Source organism: Cerasibacillus quisquiliarum, assembly GCF_014202495.1.
In the GTDB taxonomy this organism is placed as follows: domain Bacteria; phylum Bacillota; class Bacilli; order Bacillales; family Amphibacillaceae; genus Cerasibacillus; species Cerasibacillus quisquiliarum.
In genome coordinates this window covers 1-14,244 of sequence record NZ_JACHHA010000024.1, presented here as the reverse complement: position 1 = coordinate 14,244, position 14,244 = coordinate 1, and the positions used below count along the sequence as shown (strand labels likewise).

Here is a 14,244-nt window from a genome sequence, read left to right as displayed (position 1 = left end):
CACCTGTTCCCATACCGAACACAGAAGTTAAGCTCTTCAGCGCCGATGGTAGTTGGGGCATAGCCCCTGCAAGAGTAGGACGTTGCCAGGCAATAAATAGTGCATGAAATCAAGATTTATATGTTTGATTTCATGCACTATTTATTTTTTTTATCAGAGTCAAGCTCGGTAAAGAAACAATCAGATGACTTACCATAGATGATACGTATACGATATGATAGAAAAAAAGGTATATAAACGTATACATTAAAAGGAGTTAAATTTATATATTTCTGCAAAGTATTTGGTACCAAATACACATATTGTACCTGTCTTAGAGATATGAAAAATGATTAAATGGCTTTCGCGCTATATAACGGAGTTAAAGCCATTTTATTATTTCTACTGTCTATAACAGTGCGCGCGCAATTGGCTTTATTGTATCTTAGTCCTTTTTATTATAATGTAATGAAGGATACCTATATTAAACCTGTTATAAGAACGCTTTAGACATAAAAGAAATAATAATGCGATAGAAAACTCAATTTATTGAACGGATACAACCTAGTCTACTGTAATTCGAGTAGACTAAGGCTTCTGTTTTAGTATAAGTTCAGATGAACCTTAATAAATGAGTTATTCTAATAGGTCTATCTGTATCAATATGTGATGTAAAACAAATAACTGAGACAAACTTTGTTCAACTCCACGTTATTCTCCTTAATTTAAGACTCTGTTACTTTTCGATGGCCAATGGTGTTTACGAGTGATGTAATTGCACCATCTCCGGTAACGTTACAAGCTGTTCCAAGACTGTCTTGTGCTACATATAATGCAATCATAAGTGAAAGCATTGTCTGACCGAATCCGAGCATTGATTCTAATAAACCTAACGCTGCTACAACAGCACCTCCAGGAACACCTGGTGCGGCAATCATTGTGACACCTAGCATTAAAATAAACGGAAGGTATTTAACAAATGTTGCTGGATCACCTTGTAAGTAGAGAATAGCCATGGAACAACTTACAAGTGTAATGGTACTTCCTGACAAATGAATATTAGCTAATAATGGAATTGTAAAATCTGCAATTCGTTGACGAACATTAAGTTTTTTCGTTCTTTCCAGTGTTACTGGGATAGTAGCCGCAGATGATTGTGTACCTAATGCTGTAAAATATGCTGGTGACATCGTCTTAAGCATAGCAAATGGATTTTGTTTACTAAATGTACCTGCAATTGAATACTGAAAAGTTAAGTAAAGAATGTGTAATAGAATAATCATAATAAATACTTTTGCAAACACATTCAGTATTGTTCCGACTTGTCCTGCAAAAGTCATGTTCGCAAATATACCAAAAATATGAAAAGGTAATAATGGTATAATGACTTTTGAAATAACGAGTTGAATAATATCTCGCAATTCATTCATGACTTTTAGTAATGTATCACCTTTAATGGATATCATGCCAAGTCCCAAAACAAAAGCAAGGATTAAAGCTGTCATGACGTCAATAGGTGGAGCGATATCTAATTCAACAAATGATTTAGCAAGTCCTTCAGAAGGATCACCGAGAGTTGTAAGTGATTGTCCTTTTAAGATAATAGGGTAAGCCCCTTTTGCTACAAGAAAAGCTAAGATACCAGCGACAATTGTTGATGTATACGCAATAAGGGCTGTTAATCCAAGTAACTTACCTGCTCCTTTCCCCAATGTGCCAATCCCAGGTGCAATAAAGCCTAAAATAATAAGTGGTACAATGAAGCTAAGAAAGTTACCAAAAAGTTCATTAAATGTAGCGAAAAAACGAACAACATTTTCTGGCACAATCGAACCGATAGCTATCCCAAGTATAATTGCAATAAGAATATAGAACAATAACCGATAGCCTTTCATTTTATTCCCTCCTAATTGAATAACTTATTTGTATAGTATAACAGATATAATAAATATACACTATATGTAATATAAATTAATAAAGCGCACAATATTGTGCGCTTTTAGCCTGTTATGACATATCATGTGAATTAAATGTTTGTGAGTCATTTTTCATATTCGTCATTTCAGAAACAAGTGGTAGCATTTTTTGCATTGTTTGACCAAACCCCTGATTTTGCCGAGTCATTGTATAATAAGTTGCTGCACCTACACCTACTGAAGCAAGTAATGGCACCCAAATGTTATTATTATCCATTCAATATCCATCCCTTCTCATGATATGTTACAGACATTATTAGGCTGTCTCATATGGAACTATTCATACATGGAAGCATCTCCCATGAAACGTAAGTATGGTAAATAGAGAAAAGTATTCCAATTAAATATTTTAGCTTACACCTTTAATGCGCAATATATGATAAAATAACGTTTAGAATATTAAACTTAAATAGAAAGACATAAATGCAGGTGAAACAATGTCAAACAATATTGTTAGAGGGACAATGCTCTTAACTGGAGCTTCTTTTTTATCAAAGTTTTTAGGAATGATTTATGTTATTCCATTTAATAGTTTAGTTGGATCGACAGGTGGAACGCTTTATAGCTTTGCGTATATCCCTTATAATATACTGCTCAGTTTTTCAACGATTGGTGTACCGCTAGCGGTGTCTAAATTTGTTTCTAAATACAATTCCTTAGAGGATTATGAAACAGGCTTACGGATGTTTCGTGCTGGAATAATGTTGATGGCGGTTACAGGTTTAATAACTTTCTTAACTTTGTTCTTTGGAGCAGGATCAATAGCAAAGTATGCTGTACCAAATGATTTAGCAATGCAACAAGATACAAAAATGGTTATTCGCATGGTCAGTTTTGCTTTATTAATTATTCCATCGATGAGTATTGTTCGAGGTTTTTTCCAAGGTTATCAATCGATGGGTCCTACAGCTGTATCACAGCTAGTTGAACAAATTGTTCGTATTGTTTTTGTATTAGTGTCTGCTTTTTTAACCATTAAAGTCTTTAACGGAACCATTGCAACAGCAGTAGGATTTGCTACATTTGCTGCATTTGTCGGAGCACTCGGCTCTTGTGTAGTTCTATATGTATATTGGAAAAAACGAAAACGATTTATATATGAAAACATAGAACAACAACGTTATACTCATAATATTCCGATGAAAGATTTATTTAAAGAACTATTTAGTTATGCAGGTCCATTTATTATTGTTGGCTTAGCGACTACATTATATCAACTTGTTGATCAATTTACGTTTGAACGCGCGATGTATGCTATTGAACAAGAAGATATATGGCAAGTTACCTATTCTGCTATCAATTTATACGGGCATAAACTTATTATTATTCCTGGAACTATTGCAACTGGTTTATCTTTAGCTGTCTTACCAGCGATTACTAAATCATTTGTTAGTCAAAATTTTAGACAGGTACATCAACAAATTAATCAATCTCTGCAAATCATTGCTGTACTCGTCATACCAGCAGCAGTAGGCCTTATGGTTTTGTCAGATGAAATATATGGCTCATTATATGGATTAGACGATATAGACATTACAGGACCACTCTTAGCATGGTATGCTCCTGTTTCATTACTGTTTGCTCTTTTTACCGTATCTTCATCGATATTACAAGGGATAAATGAGCAGCGTTTCACAGTAGTCAGTTTAACTGCTGGGCTGTTGTTGAAAATTATACTTAATACACAGCTCATTCATTTATTTGGAGCGAAAGGTGCTATATTTGGAACGGCATTAGCAGCAGGAACAGCTGCGTTATTAAATCTTTGGCAAGTAAATAGAAGTATTGAATTTTCATTTAAACAGTTGTTTAAACGAGCGTTACTCGTATTGATTTTCTCTCTTATTATGGCAGTTAGTATTTGGTTACTAAAGTTTCTATTTGCATTTGTATTCCCATATGAAACGGTTAGATGGGCAACAATCGTCGTGATGATAGTTTGTGTTTTAGTAGGCGGTTTTGTCTATTTATGGTTAGCTTATGCATCAACATTATTAGAACATGTTTTTGGCAGTGAATTAGAAAATAAAATAATTATGAGGATGCGTTCCATAATTCGGATCTTTAAACGATAAGGAGAGGTTATTTTTGCGACTCGATAAGTTACTTGCAAATATAGGCATCTACGGTAGCCGAAAAGATGTCAAACGATTATTGAAAAAAGGAAAAGTAACGGTGAATGGTGCGGTTGTTAAGGCGGGTAGTTTTCACGTTGATCCTGAAGAAGATGAGATTCGGTTTCAAGGTGATTTGGTCGTTTATCGCGAGTTTATTTATATTATGTTACACAAGCCACCTGGTTATATCTCAGCAACATATGATGCGCAACATCGTACAGTTATAGATTTATTAGATACTCAATTACAATATTTAAATCCTTTTCCAGTTGGCAGACTTGATAAAGATACGGAAGGACTTCTGTTAATAACGAATGATGGACAGTTAGCACATCGATTGTTATCCCCAAAACATGAGATTGAAAAGACATACTATGCTAAGGTGAAAGGAATCGTTACAGAAGCTGATGTTCAAAGTTTTAAGAATGGTGTAATGTTAGATGATGGGTATGTCACAAAGCCAGCAAAATTAAATATTTTACATAGCGGGCATATATCAGAAGTTGAGATTACGATTACAGAGGGAAAATTTCATCAAGTTAAAAGAATGTTTAAAGCTGTCGATAAAGAAGTAAGTTACTTAAAAAGAATTCGCATGGGGAAAATAACATTAGATCCACATTTACCTATCGGTGCTTATCGCGAATTGACACCGCAAGAAATGGCCTATTGTAATAGCTTGCTAAACCATTAGTTCCAACAAAGGAGATAGGATGAATGTCGCAAAAACTTCATTATTTTATAGCTATTCCTTTATCACAACAATTAAGACAAATGTATTCATCTTGGCAATTAGAGTGTAAGAAGGTCCTACCTTATCGTCAGTGGACACATCGAGATGATTTACATGTAACATTAAAATTTCTAGGTCCTTTAAGTAGTGAGCTATTAAGGAAACTTGATCGTACATTAACATCTATTCAACATATGTCACCGTTTTCTGTGCAAACTGGTGATTTAGGTACATTTGGACAACCAACTTCACCAAGAGTGTTATGGATTGGTGTAGATAAGAAAGCTGAACTATTAGAATTACAAAAAAGAATAGAAAAACTTATTTTGCCTTATGGATTTTTAAAGGAAAAGCGTTTGTTCTTTCCACATATAACAATAGCAAAGAAATGGGCCATTAAACAAAAAATTAAAAATAATGATTTCCTTGCATTGCAAAACAAATATAAGAATCAAAAGCATGTGCTATATGTTAATAAAATCGTTTTATATCGAGTTCAACCCAAATGTTTACCGAAATATGAAAAGGTTCAAATATATGAATTAAGTGGTGACAACAATGGCACAACTAATTAAGTTATTCGATTATATTTCACGTTATGAATGGAATATGTATCGCTACCCGACACAATTTATTCGACTTAAAAATGAACAATGGAAAAATATTTACGAGCGTTGGCAAGAGCGTGATTCAATGAAAATGAAACAACTAGAGAAAAAAGAGCCTAAATCGAAGTTTCACTGGTTTTCTAGAACGAAGGAAAAAGAAAGCCAAGAACACTTGATTGATTTTCCTCAAACAAAACAGCAATTAATACAGTCTTTTTTGGACCGGTTATTTCGCTTGCAAGTAACATGGGCCACATCGACGATAAGTGATATATCGCTATTTGATGAAAGAATATATAATGACAAAAAACTAAAATATTTTTTGCAACGCTTTCCTGATAATTATTTTTTACTTTATTATCCAGTATTTGCTATAAAGAGTGCCCCTATTGATGGGGAGATTATTTTTATTAGTCCTTTAGGAATCGAAATTATTCATTTATTAGAAACTGATTCAGCATATTTTTATGTTGCAGGAGATGATCGGTTTTGGGTTAAGGAAAGAAATCGCAAACAAGAGCATATTTTAAGCCCGCTTATTCCTTTGAAACGAACAGAGCAAATTATTAAAAGCATTTTAAAACTAGCAGGAGTGGATTTTCCAATTCAAAAAGTTGTTTTGTCTGAAACGAACCATATTGTATGTCAAGCTGAACCTTATCAAACGCGTATCATTGGAAAAAGTGACTACCCAAAATGGTTTGAAGAAAAGCGACATCTATCAGCTCCATTAAAAAGTCAGCAATTAAAAGCGACTGAATTAATTTTAAAACATTGTCAATCCATATCAATTAAACGTCCGGAATGGGAAGAAGAATCAGATTCTTTTACATCTATAGATGAGGTATAGACTAATGTATATATTTATTATAAATCCGATTGCTGGTAATGGAAAAGCCAAGCGAATATTTTCACAAATAAAAGAAACAAAACAGTATCACAAGATAAATAAAAAAGTATTTGTAACTAAATATAATGGGCATGCCGAGGAAATAGCAAAGAAGATAGTCGATTTTCCTAGTATTAAAGTTCTTATTGTTATAAGTGGAGATGGAACGCTTCACGAAGTGATTAATGGTATGAAGGAAAAACGTCATCTACCGATCGCTTTTATCCCTGGGGGCTCAGGAAATGATTTTGCACGTGGCAATCAAATAATGAAAAACCCCCTACATATTTTTCAAAGTATTATTGAAGATGAGAATGCATCACCGTATTGGATAGGCACATTTCATTTTAACGGAACGAAACGCCATTTCGTAAATAGTATCGGAATTGGTTTTGATGCAGAAGTTGCGAAATGTGCTAATGAATCCGTCATGAAGAAATGGCTTAATACAATAGGACTAGGACGTTTAATTTATTTATTTGCGCTGATTAAAACATTATTTCGATTTAAATTATTTGATGTTGAATTGGGACTTGACGGGAAACGATATCATTATAAAAAGTGCTTAATGGTATTAGCCGGTAATCACCAGTATATAGGTGGTGGCTTAAAAATATTGCCAGATGCAACAATTCAAGAGAAATATTTTTCCGTATTAATTATCCATGGGGTATCAAAACGAAAAATCTTAGCATTATTTGCAACTGTTCTTTGGGGTGGTCATACTAAATTCCCGGGTGTATCAATATTAAAAGCAGAAGAGTTGAATATTAAACAAATTAAGCTCAATAGACCGATATATTATCAGGTTGATGGAGAAACAGCCATTTTTAAGGCGTGTACAATTACAAAAGAAGATAAGCCAATTCAAATAATGGGTACAAAGTATCAGGTTAAGTCGGCAAATGATTAGAATTTAGATGCTAGTTGATTATGAAATGAGAATAGCCAATATATCCTTCTTGCATTGACAGCAATTTTTCGATAATCTATAACATGTCTGCCAATATACTTTATAACTACTTAACAGATTTGAGGAATGAATGGTGGAATGGTTTCAAAAAATATTAAGTGAAGAATGGAATATATTACCAGCCGGTGGCTTAACTGGTGATGCCTATATTGCTGAAAAAGATGATAAGCGTTTATTTTTGAAACGTAATTCCTCACCCTTTCTAGCTGTGTTGTCTGCGGAAGGAATTGTTCCTAAGCTAATCTGGACGCGTCGCATGGAGAATGGTGATGTCATAACAGCACAAGAATGGTTAGATGGACGTACGTTAGAACGCGATGAAATGAAGCATGAGCGTGTTGCAGAACTGCTTTATAAAATTCATCATTCTTCTGAATTACTCCATATGCTAATGCGTCTAGGAAAAAGGCCTAAAACATCTGACCAGCGCCTTAAGCAATTGAGGGAATATTCAGTCGTTCATTCATTGAGTGAACAGCATAAAGAAGTTCGTCAGGCTATTCATATATTAACCGAATTCCTTCCTATGACGAGAAATACAAAGCTATCCGTTTGCCATGGAGACATCGATCATCATAATCTGATCTTAGACCAATCTAAAAGGATTTATTTAGTCGATTGGGAAAACGCCAAAATCGCAGACCCAATAATCGATTATGGTCATGTGTTAAAATGGTACATTCCTAAAACAGATTGGGATGATTGGCTTAATCTTTATGGCATAGAAGCTAATGCAAATACATTGAAACGAATGTATTGGTATTTAATTATCAATTGTTTAGAGTATATAATTTGGCATTTATTACGTCATGAACATCATAAAGTAGCTAAACGATTAAATAAATTAAAAGAATTAACGGATGACGTCATGACGATGCTCATTTAAGGAATGTATAATTGTATTTAGCCAGTTTTTAATTTGTTCTTGATTTGTTATTATATGTTCTTCAATATTTTGTACATGTTTACCTTGTGAACCATAATGATATATTTCAGGTAACACTTGAATAAGCTCTTCATTTGAAATTTGGCTTTGTGATATGATTGACTGTACCAATCGTTTTATTTGTTCATATTCAGATAAAGAGTAATCGAAATCAAGAGCATGATCTTCAAGAAGATCATGTAGTAACTGTAGTTGATGGGCAATGTTTAATCGCATTATTTTCACCTCTACTTTAGTATGGTATTTTTTATGAAAATTATGTCATGAGATTAAGACAAGCATTGCCCTACAATGAAAGATGAAGCAAAATGATGATTAACCACTTTGATCATATACTTTGCTTTTTATCGGTGGCTATCAACGTGTAGATTTCCATTTGAGTTATTACACTCAAGTTCTTACTTAGATTCTACGCCTATTTTTGTTTATGATTTAATTATAATGAAATTAATGAATACGCTTACAAAATGTAAGAGGGGGATACTGGATGGAATCGTTACAAATTGGACGTGCAAAATTAACATGGTTACGTGGCGGAGTAACACATTTAGATGGGGGAGCGATGTTTGGTGTTGTGCCGAAACCGTTATGGTCACGTACATATCCTTATGATGCAAAGAATCGTGTCGAACTAAGAACAGATCCAATCCTTTTACAAATCGATGGAAAGCATATTTTGATTGATACAGGGCTTGGGAATGAAAAGTTTACAGAAAAACAATTGCGAAACTTTGGTGTTTTGGAACAATCATCTGTTAAAGAATCACTTACCAAACTAGGGTTAACGGTACACGATATTGATTACGTTTTAATGACACATCTTCATTTTGATCATGCTTGTGGGTTAACAGAAAAAAACGAGAAAGGAAATTATCTTTCTATTTTTAAACAGGCTGATATAATCGTATCAAATATAGAGTGGCATGAAATGAGACATCCTAATATTCGCTCGGTCAATACATATTGGAAAATGAACTGGGAACCGATTATAAATCAAGTTCAGACATTTAACAATCACATTGAAATCGTTAAAGGATTACGGATGATTCATACAGGTGGTCATAGTGAAGGTCATGCTATCATTGTGTTTGAAGATGGTGGGGAATGTTGGATTCACATGGGTGATTTAATGGCAACACATGCACATCAACCCGCTTTATGGGTGATGGCTTATGATGATTACCCAGTCACATCTGTCCATCAGAAAGAAAAATGGATGTCTTACGGATATGATAAAAATGCGTGGTTTACATTTTATCATGATGCCTACTATCGTGCATTAAGATTTAATGATTCAGGACAAAAGATCGACTCCATAAAACGAAAAAGATAAAAAAGAAAAACCCTCTGTGCAGATCACTACACACTATGTATAAAGGGTTTTTCTTTATATAAATAAAGATTATGTTGTTTCGATGACATCAATAACAGCGCCTGTTTCTACATCGACATAAAATTCATATTGTTTATTTTCGCCATCAATTGTACGTGTAATACCACCGCGATAGGCTTCGTACTCAAGACCGTTTTTGTTAACTTTTTCAGGTTTCATATAAATCCATGACCCACTAATGGGACCTTGCTTTTTAAATGTTTCTTTTGCGTGTTTTAAAGCATTCTCAGGTGTCGTTTTTTGATAATGATCTAGCTGCTTTTTCGCTAAATAACCAGCAGCTACACCAAGGCCAGCTGCCAGAATGACTTTTTTCTTACTCAATATGCTCACCTCTTGCTAAAATATATTGATTCAGTTATGAAATAAACGAATCTCCTATCAATTATACCGTAAAAATTTCGAAATATAAATAAAAAGAGCATAATCAATAGAAAAATTGAATTAATTATGGGAAACAAGATTTATATCCGTTATACTAGTTATTAGTACATAAGACAAAGGTGGGGAAATAGAAGAATGAATCAAGAGACATTACAATTGTTTAAAACATTGACAGAACTACAAGGAGCCCCTGGTAATGAGCATCTTGTACGTTCATTTATGAAAAAAGAGTTGGAGAAATACGCCGATGACATGATCCAAGATCGACTCGGAGGTGTTTTCGGTGTAAAACGTGGAAATGGTCCTAAAATTATGGTAGCTGGGCATATGGATGAAGTTGGATTTATGGTAACTCAAATAACTGAAAATGGTATGATTCGCTTTCAAACACTAGGTGGTTGGTGGAATCAAGTTTTGTTAGCGCAGCGTGTTCAAGTTATGACAGAACATGGTCCGGTACCAGGAGTGATCGGCTCGATTCCACCGCATTTGTTAACTGATGCACAAAGAAGTAAGCCAATGGATATTAAAAATATGTTAATTGATATCGGTGCAGATGATAAAGCAGATGCAGAGAAAATTGGTATAAAGCCAGGACAACAAATCGTTCCAATTTGTCCATTTACACCGATGGCAAATGAAAAGAAAATATTAGCAAAAGCTTGGGATAATCGATATGGTTGCGGCTTATCAATTGAATTACTTAAAGAACTTAAAGACGAAACCTTACCGAACGAACTGTATTCTGGTGCTACTGTCCAAGAGGAAGTTGGCTTACGTGGTGCACAAGTTGCGGCACATATGATTAAACCAGATATTTTCTTTGCATTAGATGCATCACCGGCTAACGATATGTCAGGTGATAAGAATCAATTCGGGCAATTAGGGAAAGGAGCTCTATTACGTATTTATGACCGTTCGATGATTACGCATCGTGGTATGCGTGATTTTGTTTTAGATACTGCAGAATCACATGATATTCCTTATCAGTATTTTATTTCGCAAGGTGGTACAGATGCTGGACGTGTGCACATAGCTAATGATGGCATCCCATCAGCTGTTATCGGTATTTGTTCGCGTTATATCCACACGTCAGCATCGATCATTCATGTTGATGACTATGTAGCTGCTAAAGAATTACTTAAAAATTTAGTGAAAGCAACCGATCAAAACACAGTGGATCTCATTAGAAAAAAATAAGCTTAAAGCTGCTATCATTGGCGGTAGCAGCTTTTTTATATGGCGGAGGTGATAAAATGAAAATTGTTGTCGGATCAAAGAATCCTGCAAAAATAAGAGCAGTTAAAGATGTGTTTAACGAATGTAAAGTAAGCTCAAAAGACGTACCATCTGATGTGTCTAATCAACCTTATTCAGATCAAGAAACAAGACAAGGCGCCATTAATCGGGCTAAGGCTTGTATAGGTATAGGGGAAATTGAATCATTTGGTATTGGCTTAGAAGGTGGTGTTATGTATATAGGTAAACAGCTTTACTTATGTAATTGGGGCGCTTTAGTAACGCCAGATGAAAAGATTTATACAGCAAGTGGTGCACGCATCCCTTTACCTAAATCAATTAGTGATGAGTTACAATTAGGAAAGGAATTAGGTGATGTCATCGATGTTTTCACTAAAAAGAAAGACGTTAGACAAAATGAAGGGACAATTGGGATTTTCACAAATGCACTTGTTACAAGACAAGAAATGTTTAGCCATGTTGTACGTTTGTTAAAAGGGCAGTGGGAATTTGCATACAAAAATTAAATGCCGGATGAGCTAAATCCGGCATAAACAATTATTCGAAAATGTATGCTAGCACATCGAGTGCTTGATCGATTGTTTCTACAGTTACATTCGCCTTATTAGACAGTTCTTTTAATGGATGAATTAATGATTCCGGGCGAATAATAATGGTTGGTTTTTGTAATGTAATCGCAGTACTTGCATCCATCGCTGTATTCCATTGTTTATATGATTCACCGAATAAAGCGATAACGATGTCTGACTTTTGCATAAGGACTTGAGTTCGCAGATTATTAATGTCAGATGCAGCGTCGTCTTTATAATATGCATTTGGTTGTTTTCCTAAAATGATTTCTCCAATGTCATCTGAACGGTCATGGTCCGTTTGTGGAGATACAAAGGATAAAGGCAAATTTCTTTCTTTTGCTTTTTGTTTTACTTCTTCTCGCCAATCATCATGAATTTGACCAGCTAAATAGACTGTTAGATGCATATTCATCCCTCCATAGCGTATGTTATATTCTATTGTAGCTAAAGTTGCTTAATAAGTAAAAGAGAGAAGGATTGAATGATTGCAACAAGTTGCATAGAAAGTTAAGATATGAAATGGGAGTTGATTTAATGGAAACTTTAAAAACGAAAGAACAATTTTACGCGTTAATTAATCAGGAAAAAATGATGTTCGTTTTTTCTGCTGATTGGTGTCCTGATTGTCGTGTGATTGAACCACATTATTCTGATATAATGAACATATTTCCAGAATATACATTTGTATTGGTTGATCGTGATAAGTTTGTCGATATTTGTCAGGCATATGATGTATTTGGTATTCCGAGCTTTATAGCGTTTCATAAAGGGAAAGAAGTAGGACGTTTTGTAAGTAAAAATCGTAAAACAAAAGATGAAATTATTCAATTTATTCAAGGCTTATCTTTATAAGAAAGGGATGTTTTTAGGAGAGATTCAATGAAAAAGATGACAAGTTTAAAAATGAAAAAATTACTTGAAGAAAAGTTGGCACATGGTGGCCTTCGTACATCTTACAATCGAAATAATGATACATTTCGTGTAGAATGGAAAGAGACAAAACAAGGTGTGTCAGTAACATTGCCAAATGTTGTGAGCAAATACAATGAACGTGGTGAAGAAGCTGTTCAAGAAATAGTTGACCATATTTCAGAAGCGCTAAAAATCATGAATGAAACACATGATCTTAAAGGGAAAGAAAAACATATTTACCCAGTTATTCGTGCAACATCCTTTCCAACAAAAACGAATGCAGGTGATCCATTAATTTATAAAGATCATACAGCAGAGACGAGAGTGTATTATGCATTAGATTTAGGAAAATCTTATCGTTTAATCGATCAGCCTCTTTTAGAAAAAGAAGGATGGACGAAAGAACAATTAGATGAAATAGCGACATTTAATATTCGTTCACTGCCAACAGACTATAAAGTCGACCGTGTTGCGGGAAATGATTTTTATTTTATAGCTACGCAAGACGGATACGATGCGAGCCGTATTTTAAACGAGGCTTTTTTAAAACAAATGAAAGCAAATGCAAAAGGTGAACTTGCTGTTGCAGTGCCTCACCAAGATGTATTAATTATCGCTGATATTGAAAATAAGACAGGCTATGATATCCTTGCCCATATGACGATGCAGTTTTTCACTGAAGGTCGGATTCCGATTACATCACTGTCATTCCTTATGGAAGATGAGCAACTGACACCTATCTTTATTCTAGCAAAAAACAGACCAGAAAAATAAAGGAAAGAGGGATTACGATGGATGTATTTTATAATCCAAAAGGTATTGGCGATGTTCTTATCATGCCAATCGAACAAGTAGAAAATCGTTACGATGTCACACATGAATCAATAGGACCAATTACTAAAGTATTAGAAAATGATAAAGTAATCGGCTACAATATTTTTCAAGCATCATCATATTTCGATTTAAGAGAAACGGGAAAAATTCGTTTAACAGAAGCGTTACTTCAGCAAATAAAGCAGTTGTTTGAGCAATATAAATTAACAGATGAACTGGACTTTGATTTAAGTCCGAAATTTGTCGTCGGCCATGTTTTAGAAAAAAAACAACATGAAAATGCAGATAAATTAAGCGTTTGTCAGGTTGATGTCGGTCAAGAAGTACTACAGATTGTATGTGGTGCAGCAAATGTAGATAAAGATCAAAAAGTCGTTGTAGCTAAAAACGGTGCCATTATGCCGAGTGGATTGAAGATAAAACCAACGAAATTACGCGGAGTACAATCAAACGGTATGATTTGTTCTAAAAAAGAATTAGGTCTGCCACAAAATGAAAGCGAAAAAGGCATCTATGTTCTCGATGATTCATATCGAGTAGGAGAAGAATTTGATTTTTAAAAATCAGAAAGGTGGGGCTGGGACAAAACTAGCTCAAAATAGTATAAAAAATGGTTCCAAGCATTAAAAATTGCTCGGAACCATTTTTTTGTATGGTTATTTCCATCA

17 protein-coding genes and 1 rRNA gene are annotated in these 14,244 nt (G+C 34.4%); 13 read left to right on the top strand and 5 right to left on the bottom strand.

Features of this window, described 5'->3' with window-relative positions; genetic code table 11:
- Window positions 1-91, top strand: a 5S ribosomal RNA gene (gene rrf, locus HNQ35_RS13825); the annotation flags it as partial.
- Between the two features lie 613 nt (window positions 92-704).
- Here the strand turns inward: rrf and HNQ35_RS13820 are convergent.
- Together HNQ35_RS13820 and HNQ35_RS13815 are read right to left on the bottom strand one after the other, a co-directional pair.
- Entirely contained in the window at window positions 705-1,874 is a 1,170-nt protein-coding gene (locus tag HNQ35_RS13820; protein WP_146938831.1) for a dicarboxylate/amino acid:cation symporter, read from the bottom strand.
- 112 nt (window positions 1,875-1,986) lie between these two features.
- Complete coding sequence (locus HNQ35_RS13815; protein ID WP_146938830.1) at window positions 1,987-2,172, bottom strand: hypothetical protein; 186 nt, start codon at window positions 2,170-2,172, stop codon at window positions 1,987-1,989.
- Window positions 2,173-2,392: 220 nt separating this feature from the next.
- Between HNQ35_RS13815 and HNQ35_RS13810 the strand changes: the two genes are divergently transcribed.
- The 6 genes from HNQ35_RS13810 (at window position 2,393) to HNQ35_RS13785 (ending at window position 8,161) form a co-directional block, all read left to right on the top strand.
- Entirely contained in the window at window positions 2,393-4,030 is a 1,638-nt protein-coding gene (locus HNQ35_RS13810; RefSeq protein WP_146938829.1) for a putative polysaccharide biosynthesis protein, read from the top strand.
- Window positions 4,031-4,043: 13 nt separating this feature from the next.
- A complete protein-coding gene (locus HNQ35_RS13805) occupies window positions 4,044-4,766 on the top strand; it encodes a pseudouridine synthase (RefSeq protein ID WP_146938828.1) in 723 nt (240 codons plus the stop codon).
- Window positions 4,767-4,789: 23 nt separating this feature from the next.
- A complete protein-coding gene (thpR, locus tag HNQ35_RS13800; protein ID WP_146938827.1) occupies window positions 4,790-5,380 on the top strand; it encodes an RNA 2',3'-cyclic phosphodiesterase in 591 nt (196 codons plus the stop codon).
- Window positions 5,364-6,263, top strand: a complete 900-nt coding sequence (locus tag HNQ35_RS13795) for an NERD domain-containing protein (protein ID WP_221261511.1) — start codon at window positions 5,364-5,366, stop codon at window positions 6,261-6,263. The genes thpR and HNQ35_RS13795 overlap by 17 nt, the downstream gene beginning before the upstream one ends.
- Window positions 6,264-6,267: 4 nt before the next feature.
- A complete protein-coding gene (locus tag HNQ35_RS13790; RefSeq protein WP_170226740.1) occupies window positions 6,268-7,215 on the top strand; it encodes a diacylglycerol/lipid kinase family protein in 948 nt (315 codons plus the stop codon).
- Between the two features lie 130 nt (window positions 7,216-7,345).
- Window positions 7,346-8,161, top strand: a complete 816-nt coding sequence (locus HNQ35_RS13785; RefSeq protein WP_146938824.1) for a phosphotransferase family protein — start codon at window positions 7,346-7,348, stop codon at window positions 8,159-8,161.
- Here HNQ35_RS13785 and HNQ35_RS13780 read toward each other — a convergent pair.
- Entirely contained in the window at window positions 8,129-8,437 is a 309-nt protein-coding gene (locus HNQ35_RS13780) for a YtzH-like family protein (RefSeq protein ID WP_146938823.1), read from the bottom strand. The two genes, HNQ35_RS13785 and HNQ35_RS13780, sit on opposite strands and share 33 nt — an antisense overlap.
- Before the next feature lie 271 nt (window positions 8,438-8,708).
- Here HNQ35_RS13780 and HNQ35_RS13775 point away from each other — a divergent pair, with 271 nt between their 5' ends.
- Entirely contained in the window at window positions 8,709-9,554 is an 846-nt protein-coding gene (locus HNQ35_RS13775) for a YtnP family quorum-quenching lactonase (protein ID WP_146938822.1), read from the top strand.
- A 69-nt stretch (window positions 9,555-9,623) separates the two neighbouring features.
- Here HNQ35_RS13775 and HNQ35_RS13770 read toward each other — a convergent pair whose 3' ends face one another.
- Window positions 9,624-9,938, bottom strand: a complete 315-nt coding sequence (locus HNQ35_RS13770) for a PepSY domain-containing protein (protein ID WP_146938821.1) — start codon at window positions 9,936-9,938, stop codon at window positions 9,624-9,626.
- A gap of 195 nt (window positions 9,939-10,133) precedes the next feature.
- Between HNQ35_RS13770 and HNQ35_RS13765 the strand changes: the two genes are divergently transcribed.
- Both HNQ35_RS13765 and HNQ35_RS13760 read left to right on the top strand, forming a co-directional pair.
- A complete protein-coding gene (locus HNQ35_RS13765) occupies window positions 10,134-11,198 on the top strand; it encodes a M42 family metallopeptidase (RefSeq protein ID WP_146938820.1) in 1,065 nt (354 codons plus the stop codon).
- Between the two features lie 56 nt (window positions 11,199-11,254).
- On the top strand, window positions 11,255-11,764 hold the full coding sequence (locus tag HNQ35_RS13760; RefSeq protein WP_146938819.1) for a DUF84 family protein: 510 nt from the start codon (window positions 11,255-11,257) through the stop codon (window positions 11,762-11,764).
- A 31-nt stretch (window positions 11,765-11,795) separates the two neighbouring features.
- Here HNQ35_RS13760 and HNQ35_RS13755 read toward each other — a convergent pair whose 3' ends face one another.
- Window positions 11,796-12,236, bottom strand: a complete 441-nt coding sequence (locus HNQ35_RS13755) for a YtoQ family protein (RefSeq protein ID WP_146938818.1) — start codon at window positions 12,234-12,236, stop codon at window positions 11,796-11,798.
- A gap of 128 nt (window positions 12,237-12,364) precedes the next feature.
- Here HNQ35_RS13755 and HNQ35_RS13750 point away from each other — a divergent pair, with 128 nt between their 5' ends.
- From HNQ35_RS13750 to ytpR, 3 genes are read left to right on the top strand one after another with little or no spacing between them, the layout of a single operon-like run.
- Window positions 12,365-12,682: a thioredoxin family protein gene (locus HNQ35_RS13750; protein ID WP_146938817.1), complete on the top strand. Its 318-nt coding sequence runs from the start codon at window positions 12,365-12,367 to the stop codon at window positions 12,680-12,682.
- A 27-nt stretch (window positions 12,683-12,709) separates the two neighbouring features.
- Complete coding sequence (locus HNQ35_RS13745; RefSeq protein ID WP_146938816.1) at window positions 12,710-13,516, top strand: DUF1444 domain-containing protein; 807 nt, start codon at window positions 12,710-12,712, stop codon at window positions 13,514-13,516.
- Between the two features lie 17 nt (window positions 13,517-13,533).
- On the top strand, window positions 13,534-14,136 hold the full coding sequence (gene ytpR, locus HNQ35_RS13740) for a YtpR family tRNA-binding protein (protein ID WP_146938815.1): 603 nt from the start codon (window positions 13,534-13,536) through the stop codon (window positions 14,134-14,136).
- Window positions 14,137-14,244 lie beyond the last annotated feature (108 nt).

Excerpts from the sequence above, each read along its gene's own strand:
- HNQ35_RS13810 (WP_146938829.1), top strand. The coding sequence starts at position 2,393 with ATGTCAAACAATATTGTTAGAGGGACAATGCTCTTAACTGGAGCTTCT.
- HNQ35_RS13780 (WP_146938823.1), bottom strand. The coding sequence starts at position 8,437 with ATGCGATTAAACATTGCCCATCAACTACAGTTACTACATGATCTTCTT.
- HNQ35_RS13765 (WP_146938820.1), top strand. The coding sequence starts at position 10,134 with ATGAATCAAGAGACATTACAATTGTTTAAAACATTGACAGAACTACAA.
- HNQ35_RS13755 (WP_146938818.1), bottom strand. The coding sequence starts at position 12,236 with ATGCATCTAACAGTCTATTTAGCTGGTCAAATTCATGATGATTGGCGA.
- HNQ35_RS13775 (WP_146938822.1), top strand. The coding sequence starts at position 8,709 with ATGGAATCGTTACAAATTGGACGTGCAAAATTAACATGGTTACGTGGC.
- thpR (WP_146938827.1), top strand. The coding sequence starts at position 4,790 with ATGTCGCAAAAACTTCATTATTTTATAGCTATTCCTTTATCACAACAA.
- ytpR (WP_146938815.1), top strand. The coding sequence starts at position 13,534 with ATGGATGTATTTTATAATCCAAAAGGTATTGGCGATGTTCTTATCATG.
- HNQ35_RS13815 (WP_146938830.1), bottom strand. The coding sequence starts at position 2,172 with ATGGATAATAATAACATTTGGGTGCCATTACTTGCTTCAGTAGGTGTA.
- HNQ35_RS13820 (WP_146938831.1), bottom strand. The coding sequence starts at position 1,874 with ATGAAAGGCTATCGGTTATTGTTCTATATTCTTATTGCAATTATACTT.
- HNQ35_RS13795 (WP_221261511.1), top strand. The coding sequence starts at position 5,364 with ATGGCACAACTAATTAAGTTATTCGATTATATTTCACGTTATGAATGG.
- HNQ35_RS13745 (WP_146938816.1), top strand. The coding sequence starts at position 12,710 with ATGAAAAAGATGACAAGTTTAAAAATGAAAAAATTACTTGAAGAAAAG.
- HNQ35_RS13750 (WP_146938817.1), top strand. The coding sequence starts at position 12,365 with ATGGAAACTTTAAAAACGAAAGAACAATTTTACGCGTTAATTAATCAG.
- HNQ35_RS13760 (WP_146938819.1), top strand. The coding sequence starts at position 11,255 with ATGAAAATTGTTGTCGGATCAAAGAATCCTGCAAAAATAAGAGCAGTT.
- HNQ35_RS13790 (WP_170226740.1), top strand. The coding sequence starts at position 6,268 with ATGTATATATTTATTATAAATCCGATTGCTGGTAATGGAAAAGCCAAG.
- HNQ35_RS13785 (WP_146938824.1), top strand. The coding sequence starts at position 7,346 with ATGGTGGAATGGTTTCAAAAAATATTAAGTGAAGAATGGAATATATTA.